Source organism: Microvirga arabica (genome assembly GCF_016811235.1).
Classification (GTDB): domain Bacteria; phylum Pseudomonadota; class Alphaproteobacteria; order Rhizobiales; family Beijerinckiaceae; genus Microvirga; species Microvirga arabica.
This window is the reverse complement of sequence record NZ_JAFBID010000059.1, coordinates 23,124-40,680: the sequence shown is the minus strand read 5'-3', so window position 1 is coordinate 40,680 and position 17,557 is coordinate 23,124. Positions and strand designations below refer to the sequence as shown.

General features: G+C 61.6%; 16 protein-coding genes. 9 read left to right on the top strand and 7 right to left on the bottom strand.

From position 1 onward, the window contains the following. Positions 1 to 2: 2 nt before the first annotated feature. The 5 genes from JQC81_RS23165 (at position 3) to JQC81_RS23145 (ending at position 4,807) form a co-directional block, all read left to right on the top strand. Positions 3 to 806, top strand: a complete 804-nt coding sequence (locus JQC81_RS23165; RefSeq protein WP_203274172.1) for an ABC transporter permease — start codon at positions 3 to 5, stop codon at positions 804 to 806. Positions 807 to 830: 24 nt separating this feature from the next. Continuing rightward, entirely contained in the window at positions 831 to 2,624 is a 1,794-nt protein-coding gene (locus tag JQC81_RS23160) for a gamma-glutamyltransferase family protein (protein ID WP_203274171.1), read from the top strand. Positions 2,625 to 2,636: 12 nt separating this feature from the next. Beyond that, positions 2,637 to 3,359: a DUF1028 domain-containing protein gene (locus JQC81_RS23155; protein ID WP_203274170.1), complete on the top strand. Its 723-nt coding sequence runs from the start codon at positions 2,637 to 2,639 to the stop codon at positions 3,357 to 3,359. 79 nt (positions 3,360 to 3,438) lie between these two features. Further along, a complete protein-coding gene (locus tag JQC81_RS23150) occupies positions 3,439 to 4,290 on the top strand; it encodes a sulfite exporter TauE/SafE family protein (RefSeq protein ID WP_203274169.1) in 852 nt (283 codons plus the stop codon). Positions 4,291 to 4,336: 46 nt separating this feature from the next. Further along, complete coding sequence (locus JQC81_RS23145) at positions 4,337 to 4,807, top strand: opioid growth factor receptor-related protein (protein ID WP_203274168.1); 471 nt, start codon at positions 4,337 to 4,339, stop codon at positions 4,805 to 4,807. Positions 4,808 to 4,876: 69 nt separating this feature from the next. Here the strand turns inward: JQC81_RS23145 and JQC81_RS23140 are convergent, their stop codons facing one another. The 7 genes from JQC81_RS23140 to JQC81_RS23110 form a co-directional block, all read right to left on the bottom strand. Next, on the bottom strand, positions 4,877 to 6,547 hold the full coding sequence (locus tag JQC81_RS23140) for a methyl-accepting chemotaxis protein (protein WP_210347251.1): 1,671 nt from the start codon (positions 6,545 to 6,547) through the stop codon (positions 4,877 to 4,879). Positions 6,548 to 6,766: 219 nt separating this feature from the next. Then, positions 6,767 to 8,290, bottom strand: a complete 1,524-nt coding sequence (locus tag JQC81_RS23135) for a carboxypeptidase M32 (RefSeq protein WP_203274166.1) — start codon at positions 8,288 to 8,290, stop codon at positions 6,767 to 6,769. Positions 8,291 to 8,304: 14 nt separating this feature from the next. After that, entirely contained in the window at positions 8,305 to 9,309 is a 1,005-nt protein-coding gene (locus tag JQC81_RS23130; protein WP_203274165.1) for an ABC transporter ATP-binding protein, read from the bottom strand. Next, entirely contained in the window at positions 9,261 to 10,280 is a 1,020-nt protein-coding gene (locus JQC81_RS23125; protein ID WP_203274164.1) for an ABC transporter ATP-binding protein, read from the bottom strand. Before JQC81_RS23125 ends, JQC81_RS23130 begins: the two co-directional genes overlap by 49 nt. After that, positions 10,277 to 11,188: an ABC transporter permease gene (locus tag JQC81_RS23120; protein WP_203274163.1), complete on the bottom strand. Its 912-nt coding sequence runs from the start codon at positions 11,186 to 11,188 to the stop codon at positions 10,277 to 10,279. Before JQC81_RS23120 ends, JQC81_RS23125 begins: the two co-directional genes overlap by 4 nt. Beyond that, positions 11,185 to 12,159: an ABC transporter permease gene (locus JQC81_RS23115; protein WP_203274162.1), complete on the bottom strand. Its 975-nt coding sequence runs from the start codon at positions 12,157 to 12,159 to the stop codon at positions 11,185 to 11,187. The genes JQC81_RS23120 and JQC81_RS23115 overlap by 4 nt, the downstream gene beginning before the upstream one ends. 144 nt (positions 12,160 to 12,303) lie before the next feature. After that, the gene (locus JQC81_RS23110) at positions 12,304 to 13,884 is read right to left on the bottom strand and encodes an ABC transporter substrate-binding protein (RefSeq protein WP_203274161.1); all 1,581 of its coding nucleotides are present in this window, start codon (positions 13,882 to 13,884) and stop codon (positions 12,304 to 12,306) included. Positions 13,885 to 13,980: 96 nt separating this feature from the next. On the opposite strand from JQC81_RS23110, the gene JQC81_RS23105 reads away from it, so the two are divergent. Genes JQC81_RS23105 through JQC81_RS23090 form a run of 4 tightly spaced genes read left to right on the top strand, consistent with a single transcriptional unit; the run spans position 13,981 to position 17,517 of the window. Next, positions 13,981 to 15,057 carry a GntR family transcriptional regulator gene (locus JQC81_RS23105; protein ID WP_203274160.1) on the top strand — a complete coding sequence of 359 codons (1,077 nt, stop codon included), beginning with the start codon at positions 13,981 to 13,983 and terminating at the stop codon, positions 15,055 to 15,057. Beyond that, the gene (locus JQC81_RS23100; protein WP_203274159.1) at positions 15,054 to 15,749 is read left to right on the top strand and encodes a creatininase family protein; all 696 of its coding nucleotides are present in this window, start codon (positions 15,054 to 15,056) and stop codon (positions 15,747 to 15,749) included. The genes JQC81_RS23105 and JQC81_RS23100 overlap by 4 nt, the downstream gene beginning before the upstream one ends. Further along, positions 15,749 to 16,765 carry a ketopantoate reductase family protein gene (locus tag JQC81_RS23095; protein ID WP_203274158.1) on the top strand — a complete coding sequence of 339 codons (1,017 nt, stop codon included), beginning with the start codon at positions 15,749 to 15,751 and terminating at the stop codon, positions 16,763 to 16,765. The genes JQC81_RS23100 and JQC81_RS23095 overlap by 1 nt, the downstream gene beginning before the upstream one ends. Next, positions 16,762 to 17,517 carry an SDR family NAD(P)-dependent oxidoreductase gene (locus JQC81_RS23090; protein ID WP_203274157.1) on the top strand — a complete coding sequence of 252 codons (756 nt, stop codon included), beginning with the start codon at positions 16,762 to 16,764 and terminating at the stop codon, positions 17,515 to 17,517. The genes JQC81_RS23095 and JQC81_RS23090 overlap by 4 nt, the downstream gene beginning before the upstream one ends. Positions 17,518 to 17,557: the final 40 nt, after the last annotated feature.

Sequence of the window (17,557 nt, the reverse complement as noted above, 5' to 3'; positions counted from 1 at the left end):
TCCTGAAGAACAAGAGCGCCGTGGCCGGCGGAGCCATCGTTCTGTTCTTCGTTCTGGCTGCTCTTGTCGGGCCTTACTTGGCTCCCTACGACCCGATCAAGCCGAGCTTCACGAGCATCCGCAAACCGCCGTCTGAGCTTTTCTGGTTCGGCACCGACGAACTCGGACGCGACATGCTCTCGCGCATGCTTTGGGGTGCGCGCGCCTCGATCATGGCCGGCGTCGTGTCGGTTTTCATCGCCATCGTTCTCGGCGTTCCCTTCGGCCTCATCGCCGGCTATTTCGGCGGCTGGATCGATGCCGCGATCTCCCGCGCCACAGATGCCATGCTGGCGATCCCCTTCCTCATCTTCGCCATCGCGCTTGCAGCCTTCCTCGGACCCAGCCTGACCAATGCAATGATCGCCATCGGTTTGTCCGCCATGCCGATCTTTATCCGCCTGACCCGCGGACAGGTGCTGACTGTGAAGGCCGAGGATTACGTGGAGGGCGCGCGAGCCATCGGTCTTCCCGACTTCTGGATCATGGTGCGCTACGTTCTTCCCAACGTGCTGCCGCCGATCCTGGTCCAGGGCACGCTGACCATCGCCACGGCAATCATTGCGGAGGCGAGCCTCTCCTTCCTTGGGTTGGGACAGCAGCCGCCGAACCCCTCCTGGGGCTCCATGCTCAACACGGCCAAGAACTTCATGGAGCAGGCGCCCTGGATGTCGATCTTCCCCGGCTCCGCGATTTTCCTGATCGTGCTCGGCTTCAATCTTCTCGGCGATGGTCTGCGCGACGCGCTCGATCCCCGCGAACAGTAAAACACGCAATATCGGATAAACGACATGTTCACGACACGACCCGAGATCCTCGGCACCTTCGGTATCGTCACATCGACCCATTGGCTGGCTTCTGCCGCGGGCATGGCGATGCTGGAAAAGGGCGGCAACGCCTTCGACGCCTGCGTCGCCTCCGCCTTCGTGCTCCAAGTGGTCGAGCCGCATCTGGTCGGCCCGTCCGGTGAAGTCCCGGCCGTGTTCTACTCCGCCAAGACCAAGAAGGTTGAGGTGCTCTGCGGCCAGGGCACGGCACCGAACGGTGCCACCATCGACCATTACAAGCGTGAAGGTCTGAAGCTTATTCCTGGCAATGGCATGCTCGCCACCGTGGTGCCCGGCGCCTTCGATGCTTGGATGCTCCTGCTGCGAGATCATGGACTTCTCTCGCTCAGAGAAGTGCTGGAGCCTGCCATCTACTATGCCGAGCAGGGACATCCATTGCTGCCGCGGGTTGCCGACACCATCAAGGGCCTGAAAGAGTTCTTCGAGACAGAATGGCCGACTACCGCAGCCGTGTTTCTGCCCGGCGGCGAGGTTCCGAAACCCCGTCAGCTCTTCCGCAACCCGCAGCTTGCCGATACCTGGAAGCGCATCATCCGCGAAGCGGAAGCCAAGGGAAGCGACCGCGAGGCGCAGATCGAGGGCGCGCGCAGCGCCTTCTACAAGGGCTTTGTGGCTGAGGCCGTCGACGCCTTCGTGCGTAAGACGGAGGTGATGGACCAGAGCGGCTCGCGCCATAAGGGCGTGCTTACTGCCGACGACATGGCGAAATGGCAGGCATCCTATGATGCTCCGCAGACCTACGAGTACCACAACTTCCGGGTCAACAAGATCAGGCCGTGGGGCCAGGGCCCCGTCTTCCTGCAGACGCTGGCGCTGCTGAAAGGCTTCGACTTGGCCGCCATGGGTCCAACCAGCGGCGAGTTCGTCCACACGGTCGTGGAGGCAATGAAGCTCGCCTTCGCCGACCGCGAGGCCTATTACGGGGATCCCGACTTCATCGACGTGCCGATCCAGACGTTGCTGTCGGACGCTTACAACGACGAGCGCCGCAAGCTGATCACCGACAAAGCCTCCCTGGAACTGCGCCCCGGTCGTGTCGACGGCTACGAGGCCCAGGTCGAGCGTACCCTGAAGGCGCTGCGCGAACTCTCCACCACGGACAAGAAGGTTTCCGGTGGTGAGCCGACGTTGGCATCGATGCGCTCGGCCCGGCGCGGCGATACCGTGCATATCGACGTTGTCGACCGCTTCGGCAACATGATCGCGGCCATGCCCTCCGGCGGTTGGCTACAGTCCTCCCCGGTCATCCCTGAACTCGGCTTCATGCTCAACTCCCGTGCCCAGATGTTCTGGCTGGAGGAGAACCTGCCCGCGAGCCTTGCGCCAGGCAAGCGCCCGCGAACCACGCTGACGCCGACTCTCGCGGAGAAGGACGGCGATCCCTACATGGTGTTCGGTTCCCCCGGCGGCGACCAGCAGGAGCAGTGGCAGATGCTGCTCTTCCTGCGCCATGCCCATCACGGGCTGAACCTGCAGGAATCCATCGACCTGCCGATGTCGCACACGGCGCACTTCCCCTCCTCGTTCTACCCGCGCGAGCAGAAGCCCGGCCACCTCATGGCCGAGGAGACCTACGGCGCCGAGGTTCTCGACGATCTGCGCGCCCGTGGTCACGAGGTCGAGGTGGCGCCTGCCTGGACAGTCGGACGCCTTGTGGCAGCGAGCCGCGACAAGGACGGCCTGCTGCACGGCGCCGCCACGCCCCGTCTCATGCAGGCCTATGCGGTCGGACGCTGAGGAACACAGATCATGACCTGGTCGATCATCGCCAAGGATCCCGAAACCGGCTCGTTCGGGGTTGCCGTCACCACCAAGTTCTTTGCCGTGGGAGCGCTCTGCCCCCATGGCACGGCCAAGATCGGCGCTCTCGCCACGCAGGCGCTCGTCAATCCGCTCTATGGAACGGACGGTATGAGATTTCTGGCGGAAGGCCGCAGTGCAGAAGAGATCGTGGCGATCCTAACTGCGCAGGACCCTGGACGGGAATCGCGTCAGCTTCATGTGATCGACCGGGACGGCAGGACCGCCGCCCATACCGGGCGTGACTGCGTCGACTGGTGCGGACATCTCACGGATGAGAACGTATCCGTAGCCGGCAATATGCTGGCCGGACCAGCGGTGATCCAGGCCACCCTCGACACCTACAAGCGCCTCGTGGACCTGCCATTCGCCGACCGGTTGCTAGCGGCACTCGATGCGGGACAGGCCGAGGGCGGCGACAAACGCGGCAAGCAGTCTGCTGCGCTCAAGGTTTGGCGCGATGAGCCTTACCCCATGCTCGATCTACGCGTCGATGATCATGCTGAACCGCTGGACGAGTTGCGTCGCCTGTATAGCGTTGCCCACGAGCGCTTCCTGGCCTTCATGGATGCTATGGCGACCCGCGCCAACCCCGGCGGCGTCACCGACCGGTCCTGGATCGATCAGCGGGCGCGCGAGTACCAGGAGCGGCTTGCCGGAAGCGCGTCTTAGAGCTTTTCTGCACCTCTCTCACCTGCCGTAGGGTCGGAAAGATCCTACGGCCGTTCTGCTTTCCAAGGTGGACCTTCGGATGTTCGGTATACCCCTCTTCGATCTGGCGTGGCTCGTCGTGGCGCTTCTGGCGGCTGGGGCCATTACGGGACTGCTCGCCGGCGTGTTCGGCGTCGGCGGCGGTGCCGTGGCCGTGCCGATCCTCTACGAACTGTTCCGGATTCTGGACGTGCCTGAAGAGGTGCGCATGCCGCTCTGCGTCGGCACGTCGCTGGCCATCATCATCCCCACCTCCCTGCGATCCTTCTCCGCGCATAAGGCCAAGGGCGCGGTCGACATGACGATCCTGCGCGTTTGGGCTGTGCCCGTTGTGCTCGGTGTGGTGATCGGCAGCGTTATCGCCCGCTATGCCCCAGCCGACCTGTTCAAGGCGGTGTTCGTGGTCGTGGCCGGACTCTCGGCCATACGCCTGCTCTTCGGGAAAGACACATGGCGCTTCGGTCTCGATATGCCCGCAAAGCCCATCATGATCGCCTATGGCTGGCTCATCGGCATTCTCTCGGCCCTGATGGGCATCGGGGGCGGTCAGCTCTCCAACCTGTTCATGACGTTCTACAACCGTCCGATCCATCAGGCGGTGGCAACCTCGTCAGGCCTCGGCATTCTCATCTCAATCCCCGGCGCCATCGGCTACATCTATGCCGGGTGGCCGCACATGGCCGATTATCCCGACGTGACCGCCTTCCAGCTGCCCTTGGCGCTGGGCTATGTCTCTCTTCTCGGCTTAGTGCTGTTCATCCCCACCAGCACCTGGATGGCGCCCGTGGGCGCACGCCTTGCGCACCGCCTCTCGAAGCGTCGGCTTGAGGTGGCTTTCGGCATCTTCCTGCTGCTTGTCTGCGCTCGCTTCGCCGCAAGCCTCCTCACTTGAGCCATGAACCATCTTCAATCTGCAGAAGCTGATAGGAGATGTCGCAATGGCTGAACCAGCGGCGGGGCCCCTGCACGACTTCCTTGCGGGTGTGGGACGGGACAGTCGCGGGCGCCTGGCAGCTGATGTGCTCGGCTTCTCCGATAGCGAGCTGGAGGCAATTCACGACTACATCCAATGGATGTTTCCGCTGCCCACGCCCAGCGCTGCGCAGCCGCACTCGCCCGTTCTGACGCAGTCCGAGATCGAAGCGATCAGAGCCGATCCACACTCGGTAGAGACGCTTAAGATGGCAGCGGAACGCATGCTCCGCTTCTACCGAAGCACATCTTGGTGGCTCACTTCACATGATCATAACCACCTGCGGATCACCCGAATCATCCGTAGCCTGAAGCTGCTGGTTGGCACGGCGGAAGCCCGGGCGTACCACACATCGATTCTAGACATTCACGAGGCAGGAGGTGGCATAGTCAATGGCTGCAGCCTGCAATTCTGGCACGAGGCTGCCAGCGAGTAGCCGTGCTCAAAATGAAAAAGCCGCAGAGGAAGCCCTCTGCGGCTGTCGTTGTACCATCGATCGAAACGATCAGGCGGCCTTCACGTCTGACAAGAACTCGTCGACCTCCCGCCCTAGGTTCGCGGAGTGACGAGCCAGCTCCTGAGCGGCCGACAGCACCTCAGTAGCCGCAAGTTCAGTTTCACCGGCAGCCTGACGAACCTCGCCTATGCTTCCTGTGACAACCTCGGTGCCCCGTGCCGCCTCCTGCACATTACGGGAGATCTCGGCAGTAGCGGCTCCCTGCTCTTCCATCGCGGCTGCGATGGCAATCGAGATCTGCGACATCTCACCGATCGTGCCGGCAATCGCCTGAATGGCCTGAACGGCCTCGCCGGTGACCTGCTGAACGCTTGAAATCTGAGCCGAGATCTCTTCCGTCGCCTTCGACGTTTGGGTAGCCAGCTCCTTCACCTCGGCGGCCACGACGGCGAAGCCCTTGCCGGCCTCCCCTGCCCTTGCCGCCTCGATGGTGGCATTGAGCGCCAGCAGATTGGTCTGGCTCGCGATGCTGTTGATGAGCTGCACGACATGGCCGATCCTCTCCGCCGACCCGGCGAGCATCTGCACAATGCTGTTCGTCCGCTGTGCGTCGCTCACGGCGCGCTCGGCAATATGCGAGGACTGAACAACCTGTGAGGCAATCTCACGAATGGAGATTGAAAGCTCTTCGGTAGCCGCTGCCACGGTCTGGACGTTGGCAGAGGTTTGTTGCGACGCAGAAGCTACCCCCACGGATTGCTGCGTGGCCTTGTCGGCAACAGCGGTCATCGACTCGGCAGTTGCCTCCAGTCCGGCAGCTGCAACCGACAGGCTATGGGTCAGTGTCAGAACCTTCGTTTCGAAGCTCTGTGTCAGAGAGTCGAGTGCCCGGGAGCGTTGCGCCCTGGCTTCGTACTCCTGCACAGAGAGAGCATCCGCTTGCTTCTGTGCAATTAAAGCATTTTTGAAGACTTGGAGCGACTTCGCCACTGCACCGATTTCATCACCGCGCACCTGATAGTGGATCGGGCTCTCGAAATCACCGTCAGCAAGCTTTTCAACGCGCAGGGTGATCTCCTTGAGAGGGCGGAACAGCCGCATGGCGATCAATACAGCTCCCAGGCAGGCCAGCACTGCGATGATCCCTGCGGCAATGCTCATTGTCGTCATGGTCGTCGAGTACGAGTTGTGCAGATCTGCAACCGGAACACCGACATAGAGAATGCCGTTGACTTTGCCAGCAGCATCGAAGGTCGGCTGATACGCCGTATAAAACTGCGCACCAAAGAGAATGGTTGGGCCGTAATAGGCTTCTCCGCGGCGAACGAAGCCCTGCGCAGGACTTTCGGGAGCCAATGCCGTACCGACGGCTCTCTCGCCATTCTCCTTTTTGACGGTCGTCACTCTGCGGATGAACTTGTCCTGCGCCGCATCGAAGGTGAAGATGGTGGCATTTCCGCCGACATACGATACAGAGTCATCGACAACCGAGAAGTCCTTGAACTCGGCAAGAAATGGACTCTCAATACGGGAGACCCGGCCATTCTCGAGTTTGACATTTGCCCCCGTCATGCGGGCTGCGTACACGAGGGACAGGCTACGCAGATATTGCTCTGCCTTTTCCTGCTGCTGGGATTGCAGGTCGGACCAGATCTGGCGGGATGCAGCGAACCACATCGTGGCAGCGGTGGAGAAGATCACGACGGCAACTAACGCCATGATCTTCACAGGAAATGTAACTTTGTTTAACGCACTAAGGCCCCAGAGGATTTATATTGTGACTTTCACCACAATATTGCCTTGCTGGTTAACTGCAGCCTACCCAATCAGGAAAATGACCAGGATTATCTTGACATTAGCCTCAAGAATGCTTGTTGAGATATGTCAATGCAGGGTGTTGCAGCCTGTGCCTTCCTCCACAGGTTCGATGCTTTAGTCCTATTGTGCGTACTTATCGTAGAGGTAAGCGAGATAAGGTGCCGGATCGAGGCGCCTGCCTGTTTCACGTTCTAGCAATTCGTCACGCATGAACCGGCGTCCGTGCTGCCAGATCCTGGTACGAAGTTCCTCGGCAAGGACACCGTATTCACCCGCATCGATGGAAGCATCGACGGACGGATTCTGCTTCCGCAGCGTTTCCATCACCTGCGCACCCATGACGTTGCCAATGGTGTAAGTCGGGAACGAGCCGATATAGCCCGTCGACCAATGGACGTCCTGCAGCACGCCCTTAGCGTCGTTCGGAACGATCAGGCCGAGGTCGCGCTTGATCGCGGCGTTCCAAGCATCGGGGAGATCTGACACCGGCAGCGAACCGTCCATCAACGCGCATTCAATATCGACGCGCAGCATGATGTGGAAATCGTAAGTCAGCTCATCCGCCTCGACGCGGATGAAGCCGGGCTCCACGCGCGTGACGGCGCGATAGAACTCCTCGGCGCTCACATCACCGAGTTGATCCGGGAAGTACCGCTGCAGGTCCGGGTAGTGCCGTTCCCAGAACCTGCGGCTGCGGACGATATGGTTTTCCCAGAGGCGAGACTGGGACTCGTGGGCACCGAAGCTGGTGCCGCCGACCGCGTAGAGCCCAACGAGATCCGTCGCCAGGGTCGTGCGGGTATAGGCAGGATCGACGCCCTGCTCGTAGAGCCCGTGCCCGACCTCGTGAGCGGTGCCGAACATGGAGGCGGGAAGGTAGTTGCGGTTGTAGCGGGTGGTGATCCGCACGTCGTTGCGGGTGAACGACACCTCGAACGGATGAACGGTTGTATCGAGGCGCCCGCGCTGCAGATCGTAACCCAGCTTCTCGGCGAGGCTCAAGCCGAAGGCGCGCTGCCCCTCCTCGGGAAAGTCGCGAAACAGGAAATCCGATCGCGGCTGCGGCCGGGAACGGGCTGCGTCGAGAATCGGCAGCAATCCATCACGCAGCTTCGAGAACAGCCCCTTGAGGCTCGCTGCCGTTTCGCCGGGCTCATAGATCGACACCATGGCGTCGTAGGGATGCTCGGACCAGCCGATGCAATCGGCATAGGCACGGGAGAGTTCGACGGTTTTTGACAGATGAGGCTCGTAGATCGAGAACTCGCTCTTCGACCGCGCCTCGATCCAAGCTGACTGCGCCACGGTGCGAAGGGCCGCCCGTTCCTGAATCAGGGCTGCCGGCACGCTCCGGTGATGCTCTACCGCATGCCGCGTCTGCTCGACCATACGCCGCTCGGCTGCATCCGCCGGCAGAGCATCGACAGCCCGCTCGGCCTCCTCAAGCGCCTTCTCGGTCTCGGATGCGAGAAGAAGGTCGCGTGCGATGCGGGTCAGGGTCGCAATCTGATGACCGCGGGTTTCCGCACCGCCGGCCGGCATCATCGTCCGCGAATCCCAAGTGAGCAGGGAGGTTGCGTTCAGCACGTCGTTGACGGCGGCGATGCGCTCCTGGAGCGCCGCAAAGGAGGCTTGCTGGGTCATGTCGATCTCTGATCTTATTCGGTGCCGCCAGTGTTGAGATGGCAGGCGGAGAAGCGGCCGGGTCCGATGGCAGCCAGAGGCGGAGCCTCCCGCTTGCAGCGTGGACCGGCGAACGGGCAACGGGGGTGGAAGTGGCACCCGCTCGGCGGATTGAGCGGAGATGGAATTTCGCCCGCGATAGGGCGGAAGTTCTTTCGGCCCACGCCCACCCTTGGAACGCTCTCGAAGAGGGCTCGGGTGTAGGGATGGTTCGGCTGAGCATAAAGCTCAGTCGTAGGAGCCAATTCGACAATGCGGCCGAGATACATGATCGCGACGCGATCCGAGACGTGGCGCACCACGCCGAGATCATGGCTGATGAAGATGCCTGTCAGGTCAAGATCCCGGCGTAGATCCATGAACAGGTTGAGCACCTGAGCCTGGATCGAAACGTCCAGAGAGGCCACCGGCTCGTCGAGCACAAGGAGATCCGGCTTCATGGCAAGCGCACGCGCAATGGCGATGCGCTGCCGCTGACCGCCGGAGAACTGGTGCGGAAAACGCCTACGATAGCTCGGATCGAGGCCCACGCGCCCAAGCATATCGGCCACGTAGGAATCCGCTTCGCGGCCTTTGACGATGTTGTGCGCGACCGGCCCCTCGGCCACCGTGTCACCGATCCTGATGCGCGGGTTGAGGCTGGCAAACGGATCCTGGTGGATCATCTGAACGCGCGTCGTCAGCTTCTGCGTGCGCCGCCCCTGCTCTTTGGCCACGGGCGCATTGCCGAACAGGATCTTGCCGTCGCTTGGCGTATAGATTCCGGCGATCATCCGCCCAAGCGTCGACTTTCCGCAGCCGGATTCGCCGACAAGGCCCACAACTTCGCCTTTACCAACACTGAGGCTGACGTCCGTCACCGCACGCACGATTTCGGTCGACCGGCCTGCGCCGAGAAGACCTGCGATCCGCTCCCCGAGATTGGGATGCTTTACGAAGCGCTTCGATACGTGGTCGATGTCAAGGAGAGCGGCTGGCATGAAATGGGCTCGATCGGGTAATGACAGAGGGCGGTGCGTCCGTCCTCGAAATGCTGGACAGGCGGAGTGGTGGTACAGGCAGGCCCCGCCTTGGCGCACCGAGGCGCGAAGGCGCAGCCTTGCGGGAGATTGGCAAGCGACGGGGTCGATCCGGGAACCTGCGGCAGCTTCGTGCCGGGCTCATGCTCGGCCGGCACGGAGGCCAAGAGGCCTGCCGTGTAGGGATGGCGGGGCGATGCGATGACATCCGCAGCCGGACCGCTTTCAACCACGCGTCCTGCGTACATGACGCAGATGTCGTCGGCGAGGCTCGACACAACGGCTAAGTCGTGCGTGACCCACACGAAGGCGGTGCCGGTCTCGTCCGCAAGGCGCCGGACTTCGGCAAGGATCTGTCCTTGGATGGAGACGTCGAGCGCCGTAGTCGGCTCATCGGCAATGATGACCGCCGGGCTGTGCAGGAGCGCAATCGCAATGGCCACACGCTGACGCATGCCGCCTGAGAGCTGATGCGGATAAGCCTCGAGGCGCTCCTCGGGGCTCGGAATGCCGACCTTGGCGAGAGCATTGCGTGCCTTGGCACGGGCAGCCTTGCGAGAGACCCTGGCGTGCGCCCGCACGGCCGCGATCATCTGCGTGCCAATCTTGAGGACCGGGTTGAGGGTCATCATCGGGTCTTGGAAGACCATGGCGATCTGAGCACCCCTGACCTGACGCATGGCATCGCCCTTGAGGCGGGTGATGTCCTTGCCGTTCAGGAGAACCTCGCCGCCTGCAATCTTGCCGGGCGGCTCGATCAGACCGAGGATCGAATAACCCGTGACGCTCTTGCCGGAACCGGATTCGCCGACAAGACCGAGAATGCGACCGCGGCCGACCTCGAAGCTGACGCCATCGACCGCCTTCAGAACGCCGGCTCGTGTCTGGAACTGTGTCTGGAGATTGTTGACGCGAAGAACAGTCTCGCTCATCGGCTGTTCCTCGGATTCAGAACGCTGCGAACCTGATCGCCCACAAGGTTGATGGCAACGACCGTCAGCATCAGGGCAATGCCCGGGTAAATTGAGATCCAATAGCGGCCCGACAGCAGAAACTGGAAGCCGTTGGAGATCAACGAGCCCAGCGAAGGCTGAGTGATCGGCAGACCAAGCCCTAAGAAGGATAGTGTCGCTTCGAGCGCAATGGAATTCGCCACCTGCACGGTCGCCACCACGATCAGAGGCGGCAGCGCATTGGGGAGCAGATGGCGGAACAGCACGTGGCGCGCCGGAAGCGGGGTCGACAGGGCGGCCTCGATGTAGTCCTTGCGCCGCTCGGCGCTCGCCGCACCGTGGGTGGTGCGAGCGAAATAGGCATATTGCGCCGCGACCAGAGCAGCAACGAGCTGCATGAGCCCCTGTCCCAGCAACGCGACGAGAACCAGCGCCAGAAGAATTGCCGGAAGAGAGAGCTGAAGGTCGATCACACGCATGATGAGAGCCTCGACGCGGCCGCCATAATAGGCTGCGATGAGGCCAACAGTGGTGCCGAGGATAAGCGCCAAAGTGCCGGCCATCACGCCAACGATCAGGCTTGTGCGCAAGCCGTAGAGAATGGCGGAAAAGATGTCACGGCCGGCGGCATCGGTGCCGAGCCAATGGACATAGCCACCGGAGCCGGTCTCACCGGGCTCAAGCCGTGCATCGAACAGGTCGAGAGCCTCCTGATTGTACGGGTCCTGCGGAGCCACGAAGGGCGCAAGAACAGCCATGAGAACCACGACGACCACCACGATCAGGGCGGCAACGGCCACAGGGCTCTGACGGAAGTCGGACCAGAAGTTCGAGAACCGGCTCCAGGTCGTCTCGGCAGGCAGAGGAAGTGCGGGAGAACTGCTCATGACGCGGCCTTCACGCGAATGCGCGGATCGAGCTGGCCGTAAATTAGATCGACCACGAGATTGATCATGACGAAGAGGAACACCACGAGGATGAGATAGGCGACCATCACGGGACGGTCGAGCACTGTAATGGAATCGATGATCAGCTTGCCCATGCCAGGCCAGTTGAAGACCGTTTCCGTCACCACAGCGAAGGCAAGGGTCGAGCCGAGCTCAAGCCCGAAAACCGTCACAATCGGAATTGAGATGTTCTTCAGCACATGCAACCCCACGACCCTGCCCTCGGAGAGGCCCTGCGCACGGGCGAAACGCACGTAGTCGGAGCTCATCACCTCGACAGTGCCTGCACGCGTCAGGCGAATGAGGAGACCGAGCTTGAACAAGGCAAGATTCAGCGCTGGCAGGAGGATGTGGCTCCAGCCTTCCAACGAGGTGATCGACAGGTTCATGCCAAGCACTTCCGTCGTCGGTCCACGCCCTCCGGAGGGCAGCCAGCCAAGCTCGACGGCGAACACCATGATGAGCAGCAGCCCGACCCAGAAGCTCGGCACGCTGAAGCCGAGCACCGAGAAGCCCATGATGGCCTTGGCGGAGAGCGAATCCGGCTTGTAGCCGGCCCATAGGCCGAGCGGGATGCCAAGGCAGGTAGCAATCAGCATGGCCGTCAGCGCAAGTTCCAGCGTCGCCGGCAGGCGCGACAGGATCAGGTTGAGCACCGGAAGCCGGTAGATGAAGGACTCGCCCAAGTCCCCATGGAGCATGTTGTTCATGAAAATGAAATACTGCTCGAACAAGGGGCGATCGAAGCCGTAGCGCTGGATCAGCGCCTCGCGAAGCGCCTGATCGGAGGCCGGATCGATCATCACGTCGATCGGGTTTCCGATGGCATAGACGCCCAGGAACACGATGATCGACATGGCGATCACAACCATGAGTGCCTGCAGGACGCGTTGAATGAGAAAACCGATCATACTGTCTCGTGACTGGACTTGAACCTGGGAAGCCAGGGGACTGCCGCCCGGCACTCCACGAACATCACCAATGAAAAAGCCGGAGGGAAAGCTCTTTCCCTCCGGAAGAGATCAGCCGGATCTCTCCGGCTGACATTGTCAGGATCAGCTCTTCGGCTTGATCTCGTAGGCCAGGGTCTCCTGATCGACTCGAGATGGGATGGTCAGCATCCCCTTCTTGGCTGCCCAGACCGTCTGGATCTGCACGGTCGGGATCAGGGCGCGATCATTCATGGAGATTTCCGTCACCTTCTCGAAGAGGGCGCGACGCTTCGTATCGTCCATGGTCCGAGCGCCTTCCTGCAGCAGCTTATCCACTTCGGGGTTGGAATAGCCCTGCTTGTTGAAGGCCCCGAGACCAACCTGCGGGTCTGCCGTATGCACGAGCGAGCCATAGGTGTAGCTCGCCTCGCCGGTCAGTGTGCCCCAGCCGCTCATCCAGAGGGAGAACTCACCCTTCTGCTGAGCCGGGAAGAACACTGTGCCGTTGAGGGCATTGGCGTTCACCTTCAGGCCGGCGCGCGCCCACATCTGCGAAAGGGCCTCGCATACCGCCGCATCGCCCGGAAGGCGATTGTTCGTGCAGTGGAAGTCGATCTCAAAGCCCTTCGGGTAACCCGCATCCGCCAGAAGCTGCTTCGCCTTGGCAAGGTCGTAGGGCTTCTCCGGCAGGCTCTTGTTGCCGCCGAAGAAGCTGGCCGGCATCAGCTGGTTGGCAGGGCGTCCAAGACCTTCAAGCACGACGCGCACGAGCGTCTTGCGATCAATAGCGAGATCCATGGCCTCGCGGACCTTGGGATCGCGCAGCGGGTTGGCATCGATCTCCTTGCCATCGACCTTGACCTTCTTCGGCAAGGTCTCCTTCACGTTGGGCGTGAGGTTCAGGAAGTAAACCGAGTCGGCAACGAAAGTGTCGACCGACTTGTCCTTCTGCATCGCGGCATAGTCGGTGGCCGGCACGTAGTTGACGAGATCCACCTGACCGGATTTCATCGCCGCCATGCGGGCCGGATCACTCGGGATTTCCTTGCGAACAACCTTCTGCCAGGGCTGCTTGCCACCCCAATAGTTGTCGTTGCGCTCGAGGACGAGGTCGCCTTTTGGCTCCCACGATACGAACTTGTACGGACCGGTACCGATGGCAGCCTTGCCCGAGTTGAACTGCTCGTTGCGGGCTTCCATGCCGACATTCTTCGATACCACGAAGAGTCGGATGAAGTCGTTCGGCAGAGTCGGGGCCGGAGCCTTGGTCTTAACGTGCAGGGTGTACTTGTCGGCGACCTTCGTCTCCGCAACCTGCTTCGTGTAGATGGTCATGCTCATTGGGCCGGTCACGACTGGAATACGGTCGATGGAGAACTTCACGTCCTCGGCAGTGAGCTCCGATCCGTCGTGAAATTTTACGCCTTCACGGATTTTGAATTCCCAAGTCGTGTCGTCGATCGGCTTCCACGAGGTCGCAAGACCAGGCTTCAGGCCCAGGTTCTCGTCGGACATGACGACGGTATCAAAGATATGACGCAGAGCCTCTGCCTGGCTGCCCAGGGTCGACCAATGCGGGTCGATGGAGTCCGGACCGGCCCGCAGACCCATGGTGAGTGTCTGCGCCGATACACCGCCGCTGAGAGCGGTGCTAAGGACGAGAGCCGCTGCGAGTGTTCCACCCAGCTTGAAGTTTTGTTTCAATTCACTTCCCCTCTTGCTAAGACCCTGGCTTTTCGTCCAAGGTGTTCTTATCGATTAGAACGGTAGGTCACCCGAACAAGAAAAGTCAACAGCACCTTGCCTAAACTCCAACCAGTACCTGACGCTTATGAGGGCAGCCGTTATAGTGACACGGAACAGACCCCCGATGAGCGCATCCTTGCAAACCTCGCGGGGGCACTCGACCGCACGCTCCCGGTTCCGCTTGGCACGCAGTTGCGTGGGTTGATCGAGTTCGGAATTGCGCTGGGCGAGTTGCCGACCGGCCAGCGATTGCCCTCCGTGCGCGAGCTGGCGGAGCGAGCCGGCATCGCGCACATGACTGTCGCAACCGTCTACAGGGAGCTTCGCGAGTCTGGCCTTCTCGAAGCAAAGCCAGGGGCTGGCACCTATGTGGGGGACGGGCACAACAGCGACGGCCTGCGTTCACTTGCAATCCGCAAGATCCAGCGCCGCGTCGAGATGCTCTTCAACGAGGCGGAGCAGCTGGGACTTCCTCCATCAGTTGTGTCGTCTCTGGTGAATGCGCGCGCAGCGCGCGGCCCGGCACCGACACGACCGCTGCGGCTGGCTATGGTGGGCAACTTCATTGAGACGACCCAGCAATACGCCAACCGGATTCAAGACCATCTTGGATCTGACGATACCATCGTCGTCACGACGGTGGATTCCCTGCATGCAGGGGAAGCGTTTCCCCTACCCTGCGACATCTGCGTGACGCTGGCGCACCGCCGCGGCGAAGTCGAGCATCTCGTGCCAAACGGCATCCCGGTCGTCGGCCTGAGCTTCATCCCCGCTGAGGAGACACGGGCTCAGCTCGCGATGCTGGATCCTATGGCGCGGGTCGGCCTCGTGTCCGTCTTTCCCGAATTCGCCGCTTTGATGAAGCCCGGCGTCCTGCGGTTTGCGCCTCATGTGTCTGCCGTCAATGTCCGGCTGATCACGGCCCCCGATCTCGCGGCCTTTCTCACCCAGATTGACGTGGCGATCTACGCCAGTGGCGCCGAGTCGACAGTAAGAAAGCTCCTGCCACCTGGTCGACAGGCCCTGGAATTCCGCTATGTGCCGGACCCGCATGCAATCCGCGCCACACTGCTGCCTGTGATCGAGCGTCTGCGCTCGTCTATCGTGTCTCAAGAGGAAGTGCCTTCATGAAAATCAGTGAGATGAACTGGCTTCAGGTGGAACAATACCTGAAGACGGATGATCGCGCCGTCGTCCCGCTGGGCTGCACCGAGCAGCACGCCTACCTAAGCCTTTCCGTCGACAGCATCCTGGCCGAGCGTGTGGCTTCTGAAGCCGCGGCACCGACCGGCGTCCCGGTCTTTCCGGTTCAGGCCTATGGCATCACGCCCTACTTCATGGCTTATCCCGGCACGATTTCGCTAAAGGCCGAGACCTACCTTCGGATCATCACGGATATTCTCGATTCTCTGAAACGCACGGGCTTCCGCCGCATCCTCTTCGTCAATGGCCATGGCGGCAATACGCCGGGCCATACGGCAGCCATCGAGTGGATGGGCGAGAATCCCGAGTGCCGCGTGAAATTCCACAACTGGTGGAATGCCCCTCGTACCTTCGAGAAGGTGAAGGAGATCGATCCGGTCGCGTCGCATGCCTCCTGGATGGAGAACTTCCCCTGGACGCGCCTCCCCGGCATCGAGCAGCCGTCCCATCAGAAACCAATGGTCGATCTTGAGCGTATGCGGACCTTCGGCCCCGAAGGCGTGCGCGAAATCCTGCAGGACGGCAATTTCGGTGGGTACTTCCAGCGCTCCGACGAGGATATGAACGCCATCTGGTCTGTAGCCATCGACGAGACCCGCGCGCTGATCGAGAACTGGTGATGAACGAAAATACGATCCTGATCTGGGGCGCCGGAGCCATCGGCGGCACCCTTGGGGCCTATTTCGCCCGTGCCGGCGAGGATGTGCTGCTCGTGGATATCGTCGAGCCGCATGTGGAAGCGATGAAGCACGACGGGCTCTTGATCGAAGGTCCTGTGGAAACCTTCCGCCAGCCCGTAAAGGCAGCCCTGCCGAGTGAAGTCACCGGACAGTTCAAGCGCATCATCCTCGCGGTCAAGGCCCATCATACCCGCGATGCAGTGCGCGCCTTGAAGCCGCTTCTGGCGGAGGACGGCACCGTGCTCTCTGCCCAGAACGGTTTGAACGAGATCGTCATCGCCGAGGAGATCGGCGCCGAGCGCACGATCGGATGCTTCGTTAACTTCGGAGCTGATTGGCTGGAGCCCGGCCGGATCCTATTCGGCAACCGCGCCGCCGTTGCGGTCGGCGGGCTCGACGGACAGACCACCGACGCGGTGCGCGACTATCACCGCCTGCTCTCGATCTTCGAGCCCAAGGCGGTGCTCACAGACAACATCTGGGGCTATCTCTGGGGCAAGCTCGGCTACGGCTCCCTGCTCTTCGCGACTGCGCTGACAAATGCCTCCATGTCGGAGAACCTGGCGTCGGAGCGTCACTTCGCAGTCTATCACCGCCTCGGCCAGGAGGTTATGGCGGTGGCGAAAGCCCGTGGCGTGAAGCCCCTGGGCTTTAACGGCTTCGATCCCGGTGCCTTCATGCCGGGGGCAGACGAGGCTGCAGCAAGGCGCTCCGTTGCCGACATGGCGGAGTTCAACCGGCACACGGCGAAGACCCATTCCGGCATCTGGCGCGATCTCGCCGTGCGCAAGCGCAAGACTGAGGTCGATGCGCAAATTGCCATCATCGGCGCCCTCGGTCAGGAGGCGAGCATCTCTACGCCTGCCATCAATAAGCTTGTCGCCCTGATCCATGACATCGAGGACGGCCGCCGTGAGCAATCCTGGTCCACCCTCGACGAAATGTTGACGCTATGAAACTCGACTTCACGAACCGCCGTGTTGCCGTCACCGGTGCCGCACAGGGCATCGGGCGCAGCATCGTCCAGTCCCTTGCGGCTGAGGGCGCCCATGTATGGGCCCTCGATCTTAACGAGGCAGGTCTGCGCGTAGCTGCCGAGTCCGGCGCCAAAGCAACCCGCACCCTCGACCTTGCGGATCGCGCCGCTGTCGCCAGCGTCTTCGCCGACATGGCGGAGATGCTTGGCGGAATCGATATTCTCGTCAACTGCGCTGGAGGCGTCCGAGGCCAGGTGGCAAGGCCTATTGAGGAAGTGAGCGAGCAGGATTGGCTGGTTTTGTTCGAGGCTAATGTGCATGGCGCCTTCTGGTGCTCGCAGGCTGCAGCTCCGCATATGAAGCGCGGGCAGTTCGGGCGCATCGTCAACATCTCGTCCGGCGCCGGGCTGCGCCCGAGCCTCACCGGCATTCAGGCCTATACGGCATCCAAGCATGCGCTCGTCGGGCTGACAAAGCAGCTTAGCTTCGAACTCGGCCCCTTCGGCATCACTGTGAACAGCGTGGCGCCCGGTTTCGTGCTCTCGAACCCTGCCACGCAGCGCCAGTGGGAGAGCTATGGCCCGGAGGGTCAGGCGCGCTTGGTGGAGAGCATTCACACGCGCCGCTTGGGCTATCCGCAGGATATTGCCAACGCCGTGATGTTCCTGGCCTCCGACGCAGCCGCCTGGGTCTCGGGGCAGATCATCTCTGTCGATGGCGGACGCTCCTGAATTATCGCCGACACTTAGATTACGTCAGACAAGGAATCGA